The sequence below is a fragment of the Paraburkholderia sp. BR10923 genome, assembly GCF_040948765.1.
Classification (GTDB): domain Bacteria; phylum Pseudomonadota; class Gammaproteobacteria; order Burkholderiales; family Burkholderiaceae; genus Paraburkholderia; species Paraburkholderia youngii.
This window is the reverse complement of record NZ_JBFPKO010000012.1, coordinates 44,833-62,238: the sequence shown is the minus strand read 5'-3', so window position 1 is coordinate 62,238 and position 17,406 is coordinate 44,833. Positions and strand designations below refer to the sequence as shown.

Genomic DNA, 17,406 nt, shown 5'->3' with positions numbered 1-17,406 from the left:
TTACCATGAGCAAGAAACTCTATATCTCCGACGTGACGCTGCGCGACGGCAGCCATGCGATCCGCCACCAGTACTCGATCCAGAACGTGCAGGACATCGCCCGCGCGCTGGACAAAGCCCGGGTCGATTCGATCGAAGTCGCGCACGGCGACGGCCTGCAGGGCTCGAGCTTCAACTACGGCTTCGGCGCGCACAGCGACCTCGAATGGATCGAGGCGGTGGCCGACGTCGTGACGCACTCGCGGATCGCCACGCTGCTTCTGCCGGGTATCGGCACCATCCGTGACCTGAAGGCGGCATACAACGCCGGTGCGCGCATCGTGCGCGTGGCCACGCACTGTACCGAGGCCGACATCTCGAAGCAGCATATCGAGTATGCGCGCGAACTCGGCATGGATACCGTGGGCTTCCTGATGATGAGCCATATGACCTCGCCGGAGAATCTGGCGCAGGAAGCGAAGAAGATGGAAAGCTACGGCGCGACCACGATCTACGTGGTGGATTCGGGCGGCGCGCTGAGCATGAACGATGTGCGCAGCCGTTTCCGCGCGCTGAAGGCGGTGCTGAAGCCGGAAACCAGCACCGGTATTCATGCGCACCACAACCTTAGCCTGGGCGTGGCGAACTCGATTGTCGCGGTCGAGGAGGGCTGCGACCGTATCGATGCATCGCTGGCAGGGATGGGCGCCGGCGCCGGCAATGCGCCGCTGGAAGTGTTCATCGCCGCGGCAGAGCGCATGAGCTGGAACCATGGCACCGATCTATACACGCTGATGGATGCGGCCGACGATATCGTGCGGCCGCTGCAGGACCGCCCGGTGCGCGTGGACCGCGAGACGCTCGCGCTCGGCTATGCCGGAGTGTATTCGAGCTTCCTGCGTCACTCGGAAGTCGCCGCGAAGAAATACGACCTGCGCACTGTCGACATCCTGGTCGAACTGGGCAAACGCCGCATGGTCGGCGGGCAGGAAGACATGATCGTCGACGTCGCGCTCGATCTGCTCAAGCAGCAGAGCGCAGCAAAACCATCAGGCACGCAGAGGACACGTTCACGACCCGAAACAAACTGAAGTACACCGACGCCGACACCAGCCGTCTCGGGAGACCAACAAACAGGTTAAGTTGCGCGAACGCTGTCGACGTTGTGTCGATACAAAACAACAAAAAACAAAAAACCCTGACAGATTTCGATCTGTCAGGGCTCATCAGGCACAGCAGGCGGTGCGAATCAGTCGCGCAGGAAGTCGATGATCAGACGGTTGAACTCTTCCGCGTGTTCCCATTGTGCCCAGTGGCCGCATTTCGGGAATACGTGCAGGCGTGCATCCTGCATCGTGTTGATCATGCGCAGACCGTGATCGATAGGGACGAAACGATCGTCACGGCCCCACGTGATGAGCGTCTTGTGCTTGATCTCGGGGAAACGTGCTGACAGGTCCATCGATGTCGAGGGCATGATCTTGCCGCCTTCTGCCCAGTTTTTCAGGTGGTTCAGGTTCGACTGGATATTGTTCCAGCGGCCTTGACGCAGTTCCTCAGTAATACCAGCCGGGTTGTAGACGAAGACTTCGAGCATGGCCTCGAAGTTCTCGTACGAAGGCTGCGCGTAAAGACGCGACATACGCTTGATGCCTTCTGCTGGCTGCGGCTGGAAAAGGCTCGGACCTTGCGCACCCGGCCCCATCAGAATCATCTTGTCCAGGCGATCAGCGAAGTCGAGAGCGAATGCGATGGCCGTCGCACCGCCCATCGAGTTGCCGACCAGATTCGCCTTGTCGAGACCGAGGGCATCCATCACGCCCTTGATTGCACGTGCGTTCAGCACATTGCGCGGCGTGTCCGTCATTTTCAGTTCATCGGATTTGTTGAAGCCAGGCTGATCGAGCAGGATGACGCGGAAACCCGCTGCCGCCAGTGCTTCGATATTGCGGTAGTAATTGCTCCAGCCGCTCGCACCCGGACCGCCGCCGTGGAGCATGATGACCGCGGGGCCAGCGCCCATGTCGTTGTAGTGGAGCTTGAAATTCTCGAGGCGCGGTTCGTTGATCGTCACGAACTGGCTGGTACCTGCTTCGGTAAAGGACATTTGGTGTGCTCCAGAAATATCCGATTTAGAAATTTATGCCGGACGATTAGCGGGAATATTGCAACGGCGGGAGTGCCTCACCGAGCAGGAAACCGCCGAGCGTCCCTGCGTTATCGTCCGCGTTCTGCGTGATGTGATTTGCGGCCGCCATCACGTCGCGCATGATGCGCTGGATCGGCTGGTCGTTAAAAAGCCCTTTCGCCGCAGTTGCCGTGAACAGCAATTGCACCGCTTCCTGACAGTCACGACCGACCGATGCGACATCGAGCCTGTACAGCACCTGGTCTTCAATCGGGATCAGTTCACGACGTTGCACAATCTTTGTCGTTTCGATCATCATTTGAAGCAGACGGGCGCGCGCCGAGCGCACGAGCAGCACTGCGTTGGCCAGCCTGTCCTTGACGTAGGGGCTCGAGCTGACGGGCTTGCCGGTCGTGCCATTCCGCCGCGACTTCATCTGCTCGATGTAGTGATCGATTGCGCCCTGAGCCATACCGACTGTGACCGCCGATACCGAACCCGCAAAAATCTGCACGAACGGGAACAGGAACGCGGAGCCGCGAGGGTCCATCGAGTAATCGGAAATACTGTGTGTCCGATGTTCGGGAACGAAGACCTTCTCGACAAGCAGACTCTTGCTGCCGGTGCCGCAAAGACCCATGACATGCCAGTCATCGATGACCTGGTAGTCGGATCGTGGAAGCAGTAAGCTGAGTTTGTCGATGGGCTTGCCTTCATCGTCGCGCTCGAACGCGCCGAGAATCACCCATTCACCGTGATCGGTACCGCTCGAAGTCGGCCACTTACCGTCGATGATGTAGCCGCCCTCGACCTTTTTGACCGAACCGACCGGCGCATAGGATGACGCGACAATCACGTCATCCTTGGCCGACCATACGTCGTCACCGGCCTGCTGCGGAAAGAGCCCGAATTCCCACGGATGGACGCCCAGAATCATCATGTTCCAGGCGCTGGAGCAGCAGCCGCGGCCGAGTTCCATCAGCACCTTGAAGAACACAGCCGGATTCATCTCGTAGCCACCCCAGCGACGCGGCTGAAGGATACGGAAAAAACCTGCTTCAACGAATTTTTCGATGATGTCGGCGGGGACCGATCGTGCGGCCTCGACTTCGGCAGCACGCTCGCGCAGCCACGGAATCATGACGCGAGCACGCGCCACCAGTTCATCTTCTGTCGGAATCTGCGTCGCGACTTCTCTACTGTTCATAATATTTCCTTTTTTTATGCAGTCATTCGATCAGCCGAATTTATGACCCCAGTCGCTCAACCGCGGGTGCGTGGACACCTTCCAGGTTGCGTCGTCCACGACGATCCCGCCATGGCCGTATTCGACGGCGAATCCTGAAGGCGATTTGACATAGAACGAGAACGTGAGATCGTTAGGATGACGGCCCAGATGCATGAGCATCGGCAGACCGGCAGCGATGCAGCGATCGTATGCGAGCCCAACGTCGTTCATGTCCTGAACCTGGAGCATCAGGTGACCGAGACGTTTGTTGCCCGGCATCGTGCCTGTGGCCAGCGAATGATGACGCCCACCAGTCGTGTGCATGAATGTCACATCGACTTTGACGCCGGGCGCAAGTTCTGCGCGGATATAGTCGCTGAGCTTGAGGCCCAGGACCTTGCGATAGAAATCGACAGATTGATCGAGGTCTTTTGACCGGATCACGATGTGGCCGATTCCGAGCCTGCCGGTCTCGAAACGACCGCGCATGACCTTCGAATGCCAGGCGTCGGTCATCGGAGCGATATGAGGCCCGGTGTAGAACGCGTGACGGAAGCCCGAAGGATCGTCGCAGTGGTAGAGCATCTCGACCTGGCGTTCTCCGCACAGTGCCGGACCTCCTCGCTCGACGGCCTGACCGATACTCCGAAGACGTTCGACGTAGGCTTCGAGTTTCTCCGGAGTCTCGAACTCCCAGCCCGCTTCGAAGATGTCTTCGTCGTCGCTTTTCTGAACGAGAATCCGCTGCACGTACTCGTCCATACGCAGCGTCAACGAATTACCGTCCGGCGCGGCCTTCACCTGGAGCCCGAGGATGTCGCTCGCAAACCTGGACCACGCTTCGAGGTCCTGTGCACCGACTACCACGTAGCCCAGATTCGATATTTCGGCACCCGCGTCGCTCATGTTGTGTTCTCCGGTGTTCCGAATTGCATGGCCGGTCCCCGACCAGGTTTCCGGCCAGGGTCTCGACCAGGGTCACAACAGATAATATCAACGTCATGTAGTATTGCGACCAAGTACTTTCCCTTAAACATGGGGATTTAGCTGCGCATTGGCACGTATATCGTAAGGTAACATTAGCGTTACATGGGGGCGCGACTGCGGCTACAATGACAGTCCACGAACGTTCTCCTATTACGATCGAGGCGCAATCTTTTTCAAGGCCCGAAAAATGAGCACATCCATTCGAATTTTCTTCCTGATTCAACAATTAAACCGGCTGGTCGTCAGTCGCATCGACGAGACACTGAACGCCGAGAACATTACGGCCCGCCAATTCCTTCTTCTCGATCTGCTGTCCAACCATGAACCATGCTCCAGTGCAGAACTGGCGCGCCGTGCTCACATGACAGCCCAGGCTATGGGCGAGTCGGTGAAAGCGCTGGAACAACGTGGGCTTCTGGAAAAAATGGCAAGCGAGAACGACGCGCGAGCACTCCGCATTCAACGCACACCACTCGGATGGGAGACGTTCATGCGTTGCAGCGAAGCCGTGAACAAAGCTGAAGAAGAATTCTTTTCGTGCCTGGCGTCGTCCGAAGTGGCGCGTCTGCGCGGGAGTCTCGCATTAGTGCGCGAAATCGCGATTGACGCCCTCAGGAGCGCGGAAAATTGAACGACCATAGTTCGTCGTAAAAGCTGTATGGTCCACAAAGGAAAATCGACGACAACGAAAGGTGAAATTGTCCATCGCCTTCGGTCGCGACCGGCATGCGCCTCGATGACGCTCGCGCCCAGTTCAAGTATCACCGGTTACAGACGCGTCGCATCGGAGACCAGGTATGAGCGAGCCCCGTTTCAATCCGAAGACGACCACCAGGCTCGATATCAGGCGTCCGAGCCCGGATCTTCTGGCGCAGGCTTCTGCTCTTCCTGCCGCGACGCTCCACGAAGCAGCTGGCAAGATCGGGGTCATGCCCCCCGCGATCAAACCCGTGGCTCCCGGATTCAGGATCTGCGGACCTGCGCTCATTGTTCACGCACCGGGCGGCGACAACCTGTGGCTGCATCGTGCGATCTATGCAGCCGACCCGGGAGACGTTCTGGTTGTGTCCGTCGGGGACGCCTATGAGTATGGCTACTGGGGGGAGGTCATGTCCACTGCGGCTCTTGCGCGCGGTCTCGGCGGCCTCGTGATCAATGGCTGTGTACGCGACCAGCGGTTGCTCGCAGAAATGGGTTTCCCGGTCTATGCGCGTGGCCTGTGCATCCGGAGTACGGGCAAGGGCTTCGGGGCCCGTGGCTGGATCAATGCGCCGACCCGCTTCGACGATGTGACGGTTAAAGCCGGTGATCTTATCGTCGCTGATGAAGACGGTGTGGTCGCGATTCCGGTAGCCCGTGTTGCTGAAGTGATTGCCGCTGCGCAAGCTCGTGAGGCCAAGGAAGCAGTTCAGATGCGTCGCATCCGGGAAGGGGAATCCACGCTCGCCATTTTCGGCTGGGATGAGTGATCCCGTAACTGGAAAAAGAAAACCCGCCAAAACGGTAATGCCGTTCAGTTAAGCGACTGGTTTCATTGCTCCGGAACAGGTTTTATTTGCAAAGAACCAAGAGCTATTTGCCCGCCGAAGCGCAATACCGGCCTATGCGCGGCCTGCATGAATTGATTTTTTTAATGAATTTGCGCAGACGGCCGGAACACGGTCGAATGTAGGGTTTCTCGCGGCCGGCGTATAACGCTGCGCCGCCTGTTTGAATTCATCAAAAAAAGCCGATAAGGAGCAACAATGAAAGCCATCTTGGCCACCCTGACGATTGCACTGCTGGCCGCATCGTCCGGGAGCGCAATCGCCAAGGATTGGTCGACCGTGCGGTTCGGGGTCGACGCGAGCTATCCGCCGTTCGAATCGAAAGGCGCCGACGGCAAGCTAGTCGGCTTCGATATCGATCTCGGCAATGAGATTTGCCGCCGGCTCAACGCGAAATGCGTGTGGATCGAGAATTCGTTCGACGGCATGATTGCCGCGCTGAAAGGCCGCAAATTCGACGGCGTGCTGTCGACGATGTCGATGACGCCCGCGCGTCAGGCGCAGATCGGGTTCTCGTCGAAGGTGTTCCGCATTCCGACGCGTCTCGTCGCGAAGAAGGGCTCGCCGATCGAGCCGACGCCGCAAGCGCTGAAGGGCAAGCGCATCGGCGTCGAGCAGGGCTCGATTCAGGAAACCTACGCGAAGACGTATTGGGAGCCGGCCGGCGCGGTGATCGTGCCGTATCAGGATCAGGATCTGGTGTATTCGGATCTGCTTGCCGGCCGTATCGACGCGTCATTGCAGAACGCGGTGCAAGCCGATATCGGCTTTTTGCGCACCTCGCGCGGCAAGGACTTCGGATTTGCCGGCAATCCGCTCTACGACGCGAAAACGCTCGGCAGCGGCACGGCGATCGGTTTGCGTAAAGAAGATACCGATCTGCAGGAAAAGATCGACAAAGCCATTGCCGATATCCGCGCCGACGGCACTTACGACCGCATTGCGAAAAAGTATTTCGATTTCGACGTGTACGGTCAGTGAGCCGGGACCGCGCGGCACGTGGCCAGCTTCGACCTGGCACTCGCGCGGCCCGACATCTAAACTGTGGTCATGACCTTCCTGAGCCGTGATGTGGCGAGCCGGTATGCCGAATCGGCTGCAACCGGCGCTTCCCCGGCCCGACCCGCATTGGGGAGGCACTGACATGCAAGGCTTTCAGATCACGTTCTTCACCCAGCAGGGGCGCAGCCATCATGGCAAGCCGCTTGCCGACTGGCTCGTGCGTCTCGCGAGCGAACTCGGCCTGCGCGGCGCGACCGTGATTCCAGCTTGCGAAGGCATCGGCCATCATCACCGCATTCACTCCGCGCACTTCTTCGAGCTTGCCGATCAACCGTTGTCCGTCGTGATGGCGGTGACGAGCGACGAAGCCGATCGGCTGTTCGATCGTCTGAGCGCTGAGGGTTTACATCTGTTCTACGTGAAAACGACGGCCGAGTTCGGCGTCGTCGGAGAAGACGACGGGGCCTGAAGGCCCCGCTCTCGATGGCAAGTCCCAAACCTCGTTTTCTCGACCTGGTCCGTGTACGCGCGCGGGTATCCAGCCGCACAGGGCTGCGATGGGCATGTCGAATGCTTCGCTACTGGAGCCGAGTCATCCCAGGGAGAGCGAATCATGCGAGAAGTTGCGACAAACATGCTGATCGCGCTATCGGCCATTGCGTTGATGGCGGGCGCATCCGGCTGCAAGCGGTCGGCCGAGAACGGCCGCATCTCGACGGGCCAGATGAGCAGCGGCGTGATGAGCAATTCGGCGAGCCCGCGTGGCACACCCGGCGATAGCGACGCGGCGAAGCGTGCGAACGACGAGGCGGGCGCGGCAGCGAGCGCATCGCCCGCCGCGAGCCACGCCGCGGCGGTCCACAGCACGCCGGCGAGCGGGGCGTCCGCGACGCAGTAGGCGTCGCTCAGGCCCGGCGCATGGCAGAACTATTCGTCCAACGGATCGGGGGCGCCCAATGCGGAGTCGATCGCGCGTTGGGCATTGTCGACGGCCTCGCCGATCGCGGGCTTGCCGCGCAGCGCGGAGCGCGCATGCCGCGGAGCGGTCCAGGCTTCGAGGTCGCGAGCGTCGGTACCAGTGCGATCGATTCGCGTGGTGATCGACGAACCGCCGGCCGGGTCGTCCTCGACGAGCACGGTGATGGTGAAGCCGCGGTGGAGATGAACTTCCTGCATCGACGGTTCTCCTGGCTGGTTCGCTTTCGGGGTAGCATGCGCCGTTCCGCGCGCTCGGGGGCTCCTGCTCTTATCTATTTCGTCCCGGTTTCGCCCGAATGGAACGGGACGCGGAACCGCGCGCAGCAGGTGACTCAACGAAGGCCCGCTCCAAAGGCTATGCCGCGGGCTCCTCGTGCCGCACGTTGACCATCCACGGCACGCCGAAGCGGTCGATCAACGTACCGAAGCCGCTGGTCCAGAAGGTCTGCTGAAACGGCATCGTGACCTGTCCGCCATCCGCCAGCGCGTTGAAATATTTCTCGCCGGACGCCTGGTCGTCGGCGGTGACCGACAGGCTGAAGCCCGCATGCACGGTATCGCCGCCGCGGCAATCGCCATCCGACATCAGCACGTGCGTGTTACCGATGACGAGCGTCGCGTGCATGATCTTGTCGGCGTGTTCGGGCGCGACCGGGCGAGCGGGATCGGGCGGCGCGTCTTTCGCTCGCAGCTTCAGCAACTCCTGCGCGCCGAGCGCCGAACGATAGAACGCAATGGCTTCCTCACAACGGCCATTGAAGTACAGATAGGGTTGGATTTCCATGCTGGTTTCCTGAGACGGGCGAGGGTAGGCAGACGATTCTATCAGCGCGATTTCGCGGACGGACGGCTATCGAGCCTGCGATCAAGCGATGCCTGCCGCGCTTCAGCGTGCCCCCGCTTCATGCCTTCCCGGCATGACTGCCGCCATTGGCTGGATAAGCCTCCTGCAACGCGATCGAGCCGGTTTCCAGCAGCGATTTGAGGTTGGACATGATCTTCGGCCAGCCGCCCGACACCGCCTCGATGAACTTCGACTGATCGCGCTCGATCGTATGCGTGAGCGTCAGCTTGACCGCCGTTCCGCTCGGTTCGAGCTCCATCGTGCAGCGCGAATCGCCTTCGGCCTGCAGCTCGGGCCGTTTTTGATGCCGCCAGCGAATCACGAGGCGCCGCGGCGGCACAGCCTCGATGATCTCGCCCGCGTCGAAAGTCTCCCCCGCGCTCGACACGAGTTTCCACGACGAGCCCGCCGTCCATTCGCTATCGCAGTGCATGCCGAACCAGTACTGCTTGATGAACTCCGCGTCGGTGAGCGCCGACCACAACTGTTCGGGCGTGGTGCGGATATAGGTCACGTAGACGAATGTCGATCTAGTCATTGCCTTTCTCCAGGCGTCGTTTCAGGGAAGAGAGCGCCTTCAGGCGCGGTTTTTCGAACTTGGCAATCCAGCGCTCGTAGATCTGCTGAAGCGGCACTGGATTGAGGAAGTGCAATTTCTCGCGCCCGCTGCGCACCGTCACGACGAGGTTCGCCGCTTCCAGCAGGCCCAGATGCTGCGTCACGCCTTGCCGTGTCATGTCGAGGTGCTCGCACAGGTCGTTCAGGGTCTGGCCGTCGTGCGCATGCAGCACGTCCAGCAGCTTGCGCCGGCTCGGATCGGCGAGGGCTTTGAATAGCAGGTCCGTGTCGTCGGGGAGCTCGGCCATGAACGGCTATAGGCAAGTGATCTGTTGCATTTACTATAGGCAACAGATTGCTTGCATGTCAAGGAGAGTGAGGAAGCCTCGTAGGTCTCATATTGGGAAACATCAAAGTGTGCGGGAAGGCAAAAATTGCGTTTCCGAGACAACAAAGTGTGCGGGAACCGCGAAATTTGGCGTGCGGTGCACAATTTTTCCCTAGCAGGCGAACTCGCAAGTGCGCTTGCTATCGTCCTGGCGTATCTACCGCTGCGCGGTCAGCATCACGACCATCACCTCCGCTCTTAGCCACGTCATGGACTAACATTTGTGCCTCAATGACAGACTTCAAGCGTTCAAAGAACGGCCGAAAACCAGAAAGGTCGGGGTTAGCGAAAGGCTCGGTTTGCTCGCTGACATATAGCGCGAACTGCTTTTTAGAAAGGGCGATGCTTTCGCCTCTTTTCTCGCCAGATGTCACCACAACGTCGGTGTCCACAATTAGCGTGGTTTTGATATAGCGGTTTAGAAAGTCTTCGTTCTTGTGGAAACCATCGGGCTTGAATTCGTCTTTGGAAAACAGTCTGCGTCCCATCGTGTCCTCCTGGTAGAGGAATTCATCGGTGTAGAGATGTTCAATACACATTGGCGCTGTGCTAGCCCGGTGGGCCGGCACCGGCAGGCACATAGAAATTACCCCATTGCCTCGGAGTTTAGGTTCGCCGTTGTTTTCGGCCTTGTTAACCGTTTCCTGAACGTCTCGGTCAAAAACGTACACATTCAGACGGTCTTGCTTTACGCCAGTCGCGGTGTCTTCACACATCTGGAGCAGCCGCCTGTCGCCCGTTTGCTCGCGCTTTGAGTGGTCGTCCCACCCGACCAGCAAGTCCGTAAACTCGCCGTTGCTCTGGAATTTCTTGAGCGCGTTGTGCAAATGAAGGTAGTCAGTGGCGCCCTCAGTGTGAATGTACACACGCGGCTTGACCTGCATCTCTGGCACGCGGAAGTTAGGAACAAGTATCTTCAGCCGCGACGCTAGCGCCAGGAAGGCTCCGCTCGAGTAACCTTTGATGCGTCCGACGTACATCACCCGTCCTTTGATGATGTCGGCGAATTCAGGGGTTCGCTTTTCAGGAGGGACGTTCTTCGGGTAATGAGAGGCAAAGAAGCGTTCCGCGGCCGCTTCGACTCCGACCTTTGAGCAGGCGTACAGTACGGCGCGGAGGTCTTTCACGTACTTGCGGTCGAGATTGACCTTCTCGTTGACGGTCAGACCGGTGACTTGCTGCCGTTCTGTGCGTCCATAGAGGCGCGTCTTGGGCTCGTTGACAGCGAGACCCTCGTCGCGAATCTCCTTCAGGAGCGCCTCACCGGGACGAACGGCCGGAGCGTCAGAATCCGGGTTCTGCACATAGCAGATGCCCGAACTCATGCGGCGGATATTCGTCGAGAAGACGAGGTCATCTGCGTAACGGGTGAAGATGCAACGATGGTCGCGCGCCATCCGACGCAGGCGTGCATCGAGTCGCCACACGAGCATGTTCGAGATCACTGGCGACGTCGGCGCCCCCTGCGGAAGCTCGTCCGCGTCTACACACAGCTGCGCGAGGACGGTCGCAAGCGAGTCGGGGAAGAAGAAGGGCTTCGCGCGGAACATCCCTCTGACGCGACCGAAGTTGAACGAGCCGAAGAAGTTCTCCAGGTCGACACGCGCGACCCAGCGCTGTCCAACATGCTTTTCGGCTTTGTCTACGATATCCTTTTCTTTAACGTAACCGTAGACGTTTAACGGTGTTTTGTAGATATCGAGCAAATCCTTGGCAAGACGCTGCTGGATTTGTTTGAGCGGCTTTATCGGGCTCTTGATTGTCCGCGTGGAACTCGATTTTCGCTTTTTGAGCTGGAAAGTTCGATAGCGCTGCGCAGGCGACAAAACATAGAGGAGGAAGCTCAGGCGCTTCTTCGAAACACCCAGGTGCAGGCAGAGCCCTTCGACACTACGTAGCAAGAGGAAGGGGGAGACTAGAGTCGGCTGCTCAGGCGCCTGGTTCAGCGATTCAAGATTCAAGGTGCCCATCCGGTTCTTCCTATCTGCGCCGCAAGTGATACCGGCTGCTCGCTGCATACCGGCCATCGGAAAGACAAAGTAAAAAGGCCACTAACCATGACGATTACATCATGGAAAAACAACCGGATGGACGCTCAAATCTTATCAGATGTAAAGCTCATTAGCCACCGAGGCACTTATGCTGCACATCCTATGAATTGATTCAAGCGGAATTGGTGGCCTGTTTGAATAGAGTCGACGAGGGAGCGCAAAGGTTTGCTCAACGGGCGCCAGCACGATTCTTAGTGCAGACGCGTACGTGGCTGATTTTCCCTATTGCTCAGCAGGTGTTGTTCGCTGGGCCTGGACTCGCATCGTCACAATGTCATATTCGGTAGTTTGACCCTCGATGAGTTTTCGTTCCAGTGAGACCTGCTCGTTGAAATGTGGTTGAGTGCCTTTTCGGTCGTATCGGTCGAGGACAAGCAGAAAGCCGAAGGGCACAGAAGTTGTGAGGTATGACGCTGCCTGGCCGCCGAATTTTTTGAGGAGTTCGGCATGCGTGAAATTGCCGTCCGACTTTTTCACTTCGGTGACCGTGATGAGCTTCTTGTGTTCGAAGTGCACGTCGGCGCGTCCGCCGGCAACGTCGGGAATCTCAATCTTAGTAGAGCCACCGAGAGCAGTAGACGATAGATAGCGATGATAGTCCGAGTGCAGGTCACCCTCGACGGGGAGCTTCTGCGGTTTCCGCTTAAACAGGTAAGCTGCGGTCGCGTCATTCTTGCGAGTCATGTTATGGCGGAGCTGCATAAAGCTTAGCGAGTAGTGCAGAACCGCATCGAATAGGACTTGTGCCTTGCGGTCTTCCCGATAATACTCGTTCCGCGCTCTGAGGTCCGCCCGAATCTTCGCCTCAATTCGCTCGAAGATTGGATTCTCTTCGAGTTCTATCATCCAACGCAATTTCTCGATGTGCTCATAGACACCATCTCGAGACGCAGTTGGTACGCGACCGGTGTCTAATAGAGCGGCAATCTCCCGGTCATGGACGGCCGCGGTATCGGAGAAATGTAAGACATTTCCTTCGTATGCTGTTGAGACTGCAGCCCGCATTGCTTCTGCATCGGGAAGATTTTCTGAACCCTCGTTCTCTTCAATCCACTGCTCAATTTCTTCCAGATGCCGTCGATGGGTCACCAGTGCGGACGATATCTTGGGCCGCAGAATTTGCTCTATCGCGCCGTCATTGTTGCGCAGGAAGATAGATCTGCTACATCGATAGATAGCCAACAGTTCCTTCTCAAGGACTGCGCCGACATTGGTCCATAGCTTCTTATTGAAGCTCTCATCTAACACGCCTAAGCGGAAGCCGAGGAGTGTCCAGTGAGTTTGTTCGGTAGTAGACGAACCGAGCCACGATGGGTTCGAAGTATCCCGTTGTGCCGTGGCGAGGTATGTGGCGTATTCCGCCGCAGCATCCCCCAGCTCCGCGACCTGCGTCGCGAGAGAGCCATCAAATCCACGAGCATGCACCGTCAGCAGGAGTTCACAGCACTTGGCAAAAATCCGTGCATCGCTACGCTTTTCACTGGTCGCCAATGCACGAGAAAACCATGTGAGGGCGCTCTTAAACGACGAGGCGGCCGACTCGGGCGTTTGGGCCTCGAGTCCGCACCGCAAGGCGTCAAAGCCTAGCTCCATCGCCGCTTCTTCCTCGGCTTCGGGCACGCTCAGCAATTCTTTGAGCTTCTGGCGGAATTCATCGTCGGTATCGTGCGCCAAGACTGCGCCAACTACTTTGGCAACGTGCCGGAGGAACAAAGGGTCGTCGTCCGAGCCTACGTCCAGGAGAATGCCCTGAAAGCGACGAAGCAGCGCGGGCCGCTGTTGACTGAGCAGCAATGCAGCGTGGAGGGCTTGGCTTCTGACGCCATAGTGCGCTTCTCCGTCTTCAGCCCGCCCGGTGCAGGTTGCCCATATCGCACGCGCGGCCGCATCACCGAGATGCTGGTCCGTACCAAGCATCTCAACCAGATCCGCTAGGGCGATAGGGTCGCGAGTCCTGCCAACGAGCCGTGTAAGCGCTCGCAGGGCCACATCGGTGCCGCATTGAGGGAGTAGCCACGAGAGCAGGTCACTGGAGCACGGACCTTCTGCATGCGCATCGACGCAAGCAGAAAGAATATCCTCGTCGATGTTCTCGACATCGACGTCCTGGTTCTCGAGAATTGAGGCGAGCAACGACTCACAAGTTTGTGCAGTTTTAGAAGAGGTAGCCACCATTTTCTGCTCTTCGTCTATTCGACATGGGAATGACGCCTTCAAGCTCATTCCGATAGACGGTGCCAATGATTACCTGGACGCCGCCCATGTCCTTTGTCACGTTAGAGACGCTGAGAAGCATCTCCTGGAAATCTTCGCTTGCGACTTCTTCTTTGCCGGGGGAGTCGAGCATCAACAAACCAGGATGCCGGCCCAGCCCTCGATTGCGAGATACCTCCACGGCCGCAAGGGCTGCCGCAATCTTCACGCGCAGGCGCTCACCTTCGGTAAGGTCAGAGAAGTATATGTCGGCGTCACCTTGTATGATTTTCAGGCGTCCAGCCCCGTCCAAGGACATCTTGGCCAGATTCTGAACACCAAATTTAGCCGCGAGGTCCTTAATTGCAACGGACAAGTCATGGAGGATGCTAGTCTGAAGCTCCTCGAACATCGGTTTGGTGATTTTCACCGCAGCGTCGAGAATCTTCTTGTCGGGATGCACTGCGACTGCAGGTTCCTCGGGTGACTCACTCAGCAACCCGCGCAGCTCACGAGCGCTTGCTTCCAGCTCTAAGAGCTTTAGCGCCGGGTCACTCGCGGGGGCGTCCAGCTCTGGCACGAGGGCGGCAATCTGCGCTTCGATGCTGCTTTTCTTGCTTTCCGCATTCTCAAGGGCTTCTTTGGCGCGATTGGAGTTCTTTAGAGCCGACTTCAGAGCCTGCGCGGCGTCGTCGTGGTTCGATTGAGCGACGCGAACCCGTTCCCCGATGGGGTCTTGACTCACGGGAAGCTCAATCTTGCACAATGGGCATCCAGTTTCGTCTTCATTCTTCTGTTGCCGCGTGGTGACTGGCGTTTCGCACGACGGGCAGCAAACCGGACGAAGCTTGCGGAAGACGTAGCCTGCATCTTGCTCGTCTTTAAGCTGCTGGAGCAATTGCGCGGCATCTTGTGCTATCTCTGCGATCTCTGTCGCGCGGCGGGCCAGCACATCAGCCTCATTGCGATAGGAGACAATAGAACGATGAGCTTCCGCGAGACTTTGGTCGAGCGCGGCGATATCTTCTCTCACCTTCCTGCGTTGGTCGCCGGTATCGGCATCGGCGCGCACCTTCGCAATCTCGTCTTCCAGTTTTCTAAGACGAGCTCGAGCACCGGCGAAATGGTCCGGTGTCGATTCTTTGCGTTTCGTTTCAAGGTCGATGAGCTTGACGGCCGTCGCTGCCGCGGTCATCGTCGAAATCCACGGCAAGCCGATGAACAGCTGTAGAAGCCGAAGGGGGAGACCATCCATTAAAATCTCCCCGAAGAGGGCTTTGCCATTTGATGCGCTTGTTATGGAAAGGGCAGAGGCAATCGCTGCCCAGCTATGTGCAAACGTGGTCCCGTTTTGGTTTGCACCGTGAATCTTGGTGAAGCCGAGTTCTTCGAGGAAAAGGTTTTCGGTTTGAGCTTGCAAGTCAGCCCCAGCCGACCCTGCATAGAGGTCCACCCAGGTGTCGCCGTGCTTTCTCGACAAAAGCGCTTCGATTTTTGCGGTGTCCTCGACGCCAGCAGCCTTCTTAAGGAGTGTTCGATAGTCAGTGTTCTCGATGCGAAATTCCACTTGCAAGGTATCGAGCCACTTCCAGACATCTGCCTTAATTTTGCCGGGAAACTCTCCGCGCAAAGTGGCAGAAAGAATGTTCATGACTGACGACTTGCCTCGATGATTCCGGTCGGACATGACCGCCCAGAGTCCGGGACCGAGTTCGTTCCAGTCAAAGGTAAACGGCCCGTCGAAGTCGGTGCCTTTCCTTACACCAGAGAACGAGAGGGAGGAAAACGCCACCTTCTTCGCCCTGGGCGGAGTCGACTGGGCGCGGATTCCATGTTTCGCGAGCACCAATGCGACGTCCTCTGGCGTATTGTGAACAGCTTTGGCAATCGAGCCAATCCATTCGCTCTCGGAACCAACTACGACGACCTTATTCACCATGATTCAGTCCAGCAAGAATTGTATTCAGACGCTGTGAGACGGACTCCTTGATTGACGGTATGACCGTGCCATGTGCCGTTTCACTATATGCATTGTGTTGATATTGCCAATCCTTAAGCTTCGAGCCGCTCTGAGCGTTCGCCACGCGCATTGCGAGCGTCACGCGGTCGCGATACCAGGCCAATGCCGGCACTTGCTCAACGGACGCTTTGAGAAATTCGAAGGCGCTCGGGAAGACATAGAATTCGTATTGGCGTGCGCCACCCTCTGAGGTGAACGTCATCGGGCGAACGAACCCGATCGCACTTAGAAGCGAAAGTGATGTTTCGATGCTTTGATAAGCTCCGAAATTCCATCGGACCATCTTTACGAGGCGCAGCGATGGCTCATTATTGTCAAAAATCTGTCTCGCGGCCGATAAAAGGGATTCGTCGCCTTCAGCCTCGTATCGGTCAAGAAGGGCGTCAGCGAGGTAGTCTGGGTAGCGAATGAGGAAGTCAATTGCCATCACTCGCTTTTCGCTGCGGAACACATGTGTGGCGCCTCCAGCGCTGGCCGGCGGCGCATCGCTCGGCACGCCGCCGAGCGCGAGAATGAACATCAGCCGTAGGGCATCACGATGCCGATAGCCGTATTGGGCGGATGGTGCGGCCGTGGGCGGTCCGCCCGTTGGGCTCGCATCGTGAGACAGAGAACCGTTATGCACTTTTTCCCCGAACGTGCTAGGTTATGCTGCTATTTCGAATCATGTCTTCTCAGTCGCGCGGCGCCCCTGCACGGTGAGTCTTGCTGACTTATGCGCGCTAGCGAATGGCTTCGCGATGTTTTTCACGTTTATCTACATAGTTCAGCGGCGCGAATTGCGGCGAAGAGACTAACGTGGGCGATACCGGGCGTGACGGAGACCTTCAAGTCTATCAGATGTGTTCGCGGGAGCCATCGTTCGTTTGCATGCGCAACGGATGAAAATTCGTATGCGTTTTGCATACTTAATACCGGCAATTCAATGCTTCGCTCAATCACGACTTGTTCGCTGAACAATAGCCACCCAGCGATGCGGTGCTGGTTGCGGGGCAGTTCACTGCCGTGCGCACTTGCATTGTGTCAGGCGAATCGTTCTGTCCTGAGAAATCGCCCGATATTCGTTGAGCTTGAATGGAAGGACTCGGATGTCTTTGAACATTGGAACGGAATTATCTTGCTCAAGGGCGCGCATCGTAAAAAGCAGTGGGAGGCCGGTCTGATGGTCTGCGCTTTTGCTTCGCAAATATCGACGGTCCTGACCGAGATTCCCGAACGAGTTACGCCCGAAGAGTTGACTACCGATTCATCCGTGCCGGAAAGCGAAGTTGAAGACGTCCGATGCGAGTCGAGCGTCGTCGCTGTAGCGACGTGAGTGGCCTCTGATGGGCGGGCAAATGATGCCGGGTGGCCGATAACGATTGCCTCGAATGTCCAAGCTAGTTTAGTCGTCGGAGAGAGGCCACCGGCCCGGCACCTGAAGCTGCGCGGCGCGACTGATTGCGTGTCGCTGACGGGCAACAATTTATGTCGCCGTCGCGCGCATTAGTGTCCGAACATCAG

Annotated in this window: 18 protein-coding genes; 7 read left to right on the top strand and 11 right to left on the bottom strand. The window is 57.9% G+C overall.

The features are described from left to right. Positions 1–5 precede the first annotated feature (5 nt). Positions 6–1,070 carry a 4-hydroxy-2-oxovalerate aldolase gene (gene dmpG / locus AB3X94_RS22460; RefSeq protein WP_176111642.1) on the top strand — a complete coding sequence of 355 codons (1,065 nt, stop codon included), beginning with the start codon at positions 6–8 and terminating at the stop codon, positions 1,068–1,070. Between the two features lie 158 nt (positions 1,071–1,228). On the opposite strand, the gene bphD is transcribed toward dmpG, so the two are convergent. From bphD to AB3X94_RS22445, 3 genes are read right to left on the bottom strand one after another with little or no spacing between them, the layout of a single operon-like run. Further along, complete coding sequence (bphD, locus tag AB3X94_RS22455) at positions 1,229–2,086, bottom strand: 2-hydroxy-6-oxo-6-phenylhexa-2,4-dienoate hydrolase (RefSeq protein WP_176380460.1); 858 nt, start codon at positions 2,084–2,086, stop codon at positions 1,229–1,231. Between the two features lie 46 nt (positions 2,087–2,132). Then, positions 2,133–3,314: an acyl-CoA dehydrogenase family protein gene (locus tag AB3X94_RS22450; RefSeq protein WP_368592159.1), complete on the bottom strand. Its 1,182-nt coding sequence runs from the start codon at positions 3,312–3,314 to the stop codon at positions 2,133–2,135. A 30-nt stretch (positions 3,315–3,344) separates the two neighbouring features. Then, positions 3,345–4,241: a VOC family protein gene (locus AB3X94_RS22445; protein WP_368612758.1), complete on the bottom strand. Its 897-nt coding sequence runs from the start codon at positions 4,239–4,241 to the stop codon at positions 3,345–3,347. A 268-nt stretch (positions 4,242–4,509) separates the two neighbouring features. On the opposite strand from AB3X94_RS22445, the gene AB3X94_RS22440 reads away from it, so the two are divergent. From AB3X94_RS22440 to AB3X94_RS22420, 5 genes are all read left to right on the top strand, one after another. Further along, positions 4,510–4,953: a MarR family winged helix-turn-helix transcriptional regulator gene (locus AB3X94_RS22440; protein ID WP_368612757.1), complete on the top strand. Its 444-nt coding sequence runs from the start codon at positions 4,510–4,512 to the stop codon at positions 4,951–4,953. Between the two features lie 166 nt (positions 4,954–5,119). Beyond that, the gene (locus tag AB3X94_RS22435; RefSeq protein ID WP_368612756.1) at positions 5,120–5,791 is read left to right on the top strand and encodes an RraA family protein; all 672 of its coding nucleotides are present in this window, start codon (positions 5,120–5,122) and stop codon (positions 5,789–5,791) included. 276 nt (positions 5,792–6,067) lie between these two features. Next, entirely contained in the window at positions 6,068–6,850 is a 783-nt protein-coding gene (locus tag AB3X94_RS22430) for an ABC transporter substrate-binding protein (protein ID WP_176111648.1), read from the top strand. 163 nt (positions 6,851–7,013) lie between these two features. Continuing rightward, positions 7,014–7,340: a DUF190 domain-containing protein gene (locus AB3X94_RS22425; protein ID WP_176111649.1), complete on the top strand. Its 327-nt coding sequence runs from the start codon at positions 7,014–7,016 to the stop codon at positions 7,338–7,340. A gap of 144 nt (positions 7,341–7,484) precedes the next feature. Continuing rightward, the gene (locus AB3X94_RS22420) at positions 7,485–7,769 is read left to right on the top strand and encodes a hypothetical protein (RefSeq protein WP_176111650.1); all 285 of its coding nucleotides are present in this window, start codon (positions 7,485–7,487) and stop codon (positions 7,767–7,769) included. 29 nt (positions 7,770–7,798) lie between these two features. Here AB3X94_RS22420 and AB3X94_RS22415 read toward each other — a convergent pair whose 3' ends face one another. The 8 genes from AB3X94_RS22415 to AB3X94_RS22380 form a co-directional block, all read right to left on the bottom strand. After that, on the bottom strand, positions 7,799–8,047 hold the full coding sequence (locus AB3X94_RS22415; protein ID WP_368612755.1) for a hypothetical protein: 249 nt from the start codon (positions 8,045–8,047) through the stop codon (positions 7,799–7,801). Positions 8,048–8,204: 157 nt separating this feature from the next. Continuing rightward, the gene (locus tag AB3X94_RS22410) at positions 8,205–8,633 is read right to left on the bottom strand and encodes a VOC family protein (RefSeq protein WP_176111652.1); all 429 of its coding nucleotides are present in this window, start codon (positions 8,631–8,633) and stop codon (positions 8,205–8,207) included. Positions 8,634–8,751: 118 nt separating this feature from the next. Beyond that, on the bottom strand, positions 8,752–9,231 hold the full coding sequence (locus AB3X94_RS22405) for an SRPBCC family protein (protein ID WP_152852848.1): 480 nt from the start codon (positions 9,229–9,231) through the stop codon (positions 8,752–8,754). Next, complete coding sequence (locus tag AB3X94_RS22400; protein ID WP_176111653.1) at positions 9,224–9,559, bottom strand: helix-turn-helix transcriptional regulator; 336 nt, start codon at positions 9,557–9,559, stop codon at positions 9,224–9,226. The genes AB3X94_RS22405 and AB3X94_RS22400 overlap by 8 nt, the downstream gene beginning before the upstream one ends. Before the next feature lie 220 nt (positions 9,560–9,779). Beyond that, positions 9,780–11,609, bottom strand: coding sequence for a reverse transcriptase domain-containing protein (locus AB3X94_RS22395; protein ID WP_368612754.1), 1,830 nt, complete (start codon positions 11,607–11,609; stop codon positions 9,780–9,782). Positions 11,610–11,912: 303 nt separating this feature from the next. After that, positions 11,913–13,907 (bottom strand): hypothetical protein, encoded by a 1,995-nt coding sequence (locus AB3X94_RS22390; protein WP_368612753.1) that lies wholly within the window; start codon positions 13,905–13,907, stop codon positions 11,913–11,915. Beyond that, entirely contained in the window at positions 13,846–15,822 is a 1,977-nt protein-coding gene (locus tag AB3X94_RS22385) for a hypothetical protein (RefSeq protein WP_368612752.1), read from the bottom strand. Before AB3X94_RS22385 ends, AB3X94_RS22390 begins: the two co-directional genes overlap by 62 nt. Then, a complete protein-coding gene (locus AB3X94_RS22380) occupies positions 15,812–16,423 on the bottom strand; it encodes a hypothetical protein (RefSeq protein ID WP_368612751.1) in 612 nt (203 codons plus the stop codon). The genes AB3X94_RS22385 and AB3X94_RS22380 overlap by 11 nt, the downstream gene beginning before the upstream one ends. Positions 16,424–17,020: 597 nt before the next feature. Between AB3X94_RS22380 and AB3X94_RS22375 the strand changes: the two genes are divergently transcribed. Next, the gene (locus AB3X94_RS22375; RefSeq protein ID WP_368612750.1) at positions 17,021–17,218 is read left to right on the top strand and encodes a hypothetical protein; all 198 of its coding nucleotides are present in this window, start codon (positions 17,021–17,023) and stop codon (positions 17,216–17,218) included. The last annotated feature ends 188 nt before the right edge of the window (positions 17,219–17,406 follow it).

Coding starts and splice junctions, on each gene's coding strand:
- dmpG (WP_176111642.1), top strand. CDS start 6: ATGAGCAAGAAACTCTATATCTCCGACGTGACGCTGCGCGACGGCAGC.
- bphD (WP_176380460.1), bottom strand. CDS start 2,086: ATGTCCTTTACCGAAGCAGGTACCAGCCAGTTCGTGACGATCAACGAA.
- AB3X94_RS22450 (WP_368592159.1), bottom strand. CDS start 3,314: ATGAACAGTAGAGAAGTCGCGACGCAGATTCCGACAGAAGATGAACTG.
- AB3X94_RS22445 (WP_368612758.1), bottom strand. CDS start 4,241: ATGAGCGACGCGGGTGCCGAAATATCGAATCTGGGCTACGTGGTAGTC.
- AB3X94_RS22440 (WP_368612757.1), top strand. CDS start 4,510: ATGAGCACATCCATTCGAATTTTCTTCCTGATTCAACAATTAAACCGG.
- AB3X94_RS22435 (WP_368612756.1), top strand. CDS start 5,120: ATGAGCGAGCCCCGTTTCAATCCGAAGACGACCACCAGGCTCGATATC.
- AB3X94_RS22430 (WP_176111648.1), top strand. CDS start 6,068: ATGAAAGCCATCTTGGCCACCCTGACGATTGCACTGCTGGCCGCATCG.
- AB3X94_RS22425 (WP_176111649.1), top strand. CDS start 7,014: ATGCAAGGCTTTCAGATCACGTTCTTCACCCAGCAGGGGCGCAGCCAT.
- AB3X94_RS22420 (WP_176111650.1), top strand. CDS start 7,485: ATGCGAGAAGTTGCGACAAACATGCTGATCGCGCTATCGGCCATTGCG.
- AB3X94_RS22415 (WP_368612755.1), bottom strand. CDS start 8,047: ATGCAGGAAGTTCATCTCCACCGCGGCTTCACCATCACCGTGCTCGTC.
- AB3X94_RS22410 (WP_176111652.1), bottom strand. CDS start 8,633: ATGGAAATCCAACCCTATCTGTACTTCAATGGCCGTTGTGAGGAAGCC.
- AB3X94_RS22405 (WP_152852848.1), bottom strand. CDS start 9,231: ATGACTAGATCGACATTCGTCTACGTGACCTATATCCGCACCACGCCC.
- AB3X94_RS22400 (WP_176111653.1), bottom strand. CDS start 9,559: ATGGCCGAGCTCCCCGACGACACGGACCTGCTATTCAAAGCCCTCGCC.
- AB3X94_RS22395 (WP_368612754.1), bottom strand. CDS start 11,609: ATGGGCACCTTGAATCTTGAATCGCTGAACCAGGCGCCTGAGCAGCCG.
- AB3X94_RS22385 (WP_368612752.1), bottom strand. CDS start 15,822: ATGGTGAATAAGGTCGTCGTAGTTGGTTCCGAGAGCGAATGGATTGGC.
- AB3X94_RS22380 (WP_368612751.1), bottom strand. CDS start 16,423: ATGTTCATTCTCGCGCTCGGCGGCGTGCCGAGCGATGCGCCGCCGGCC.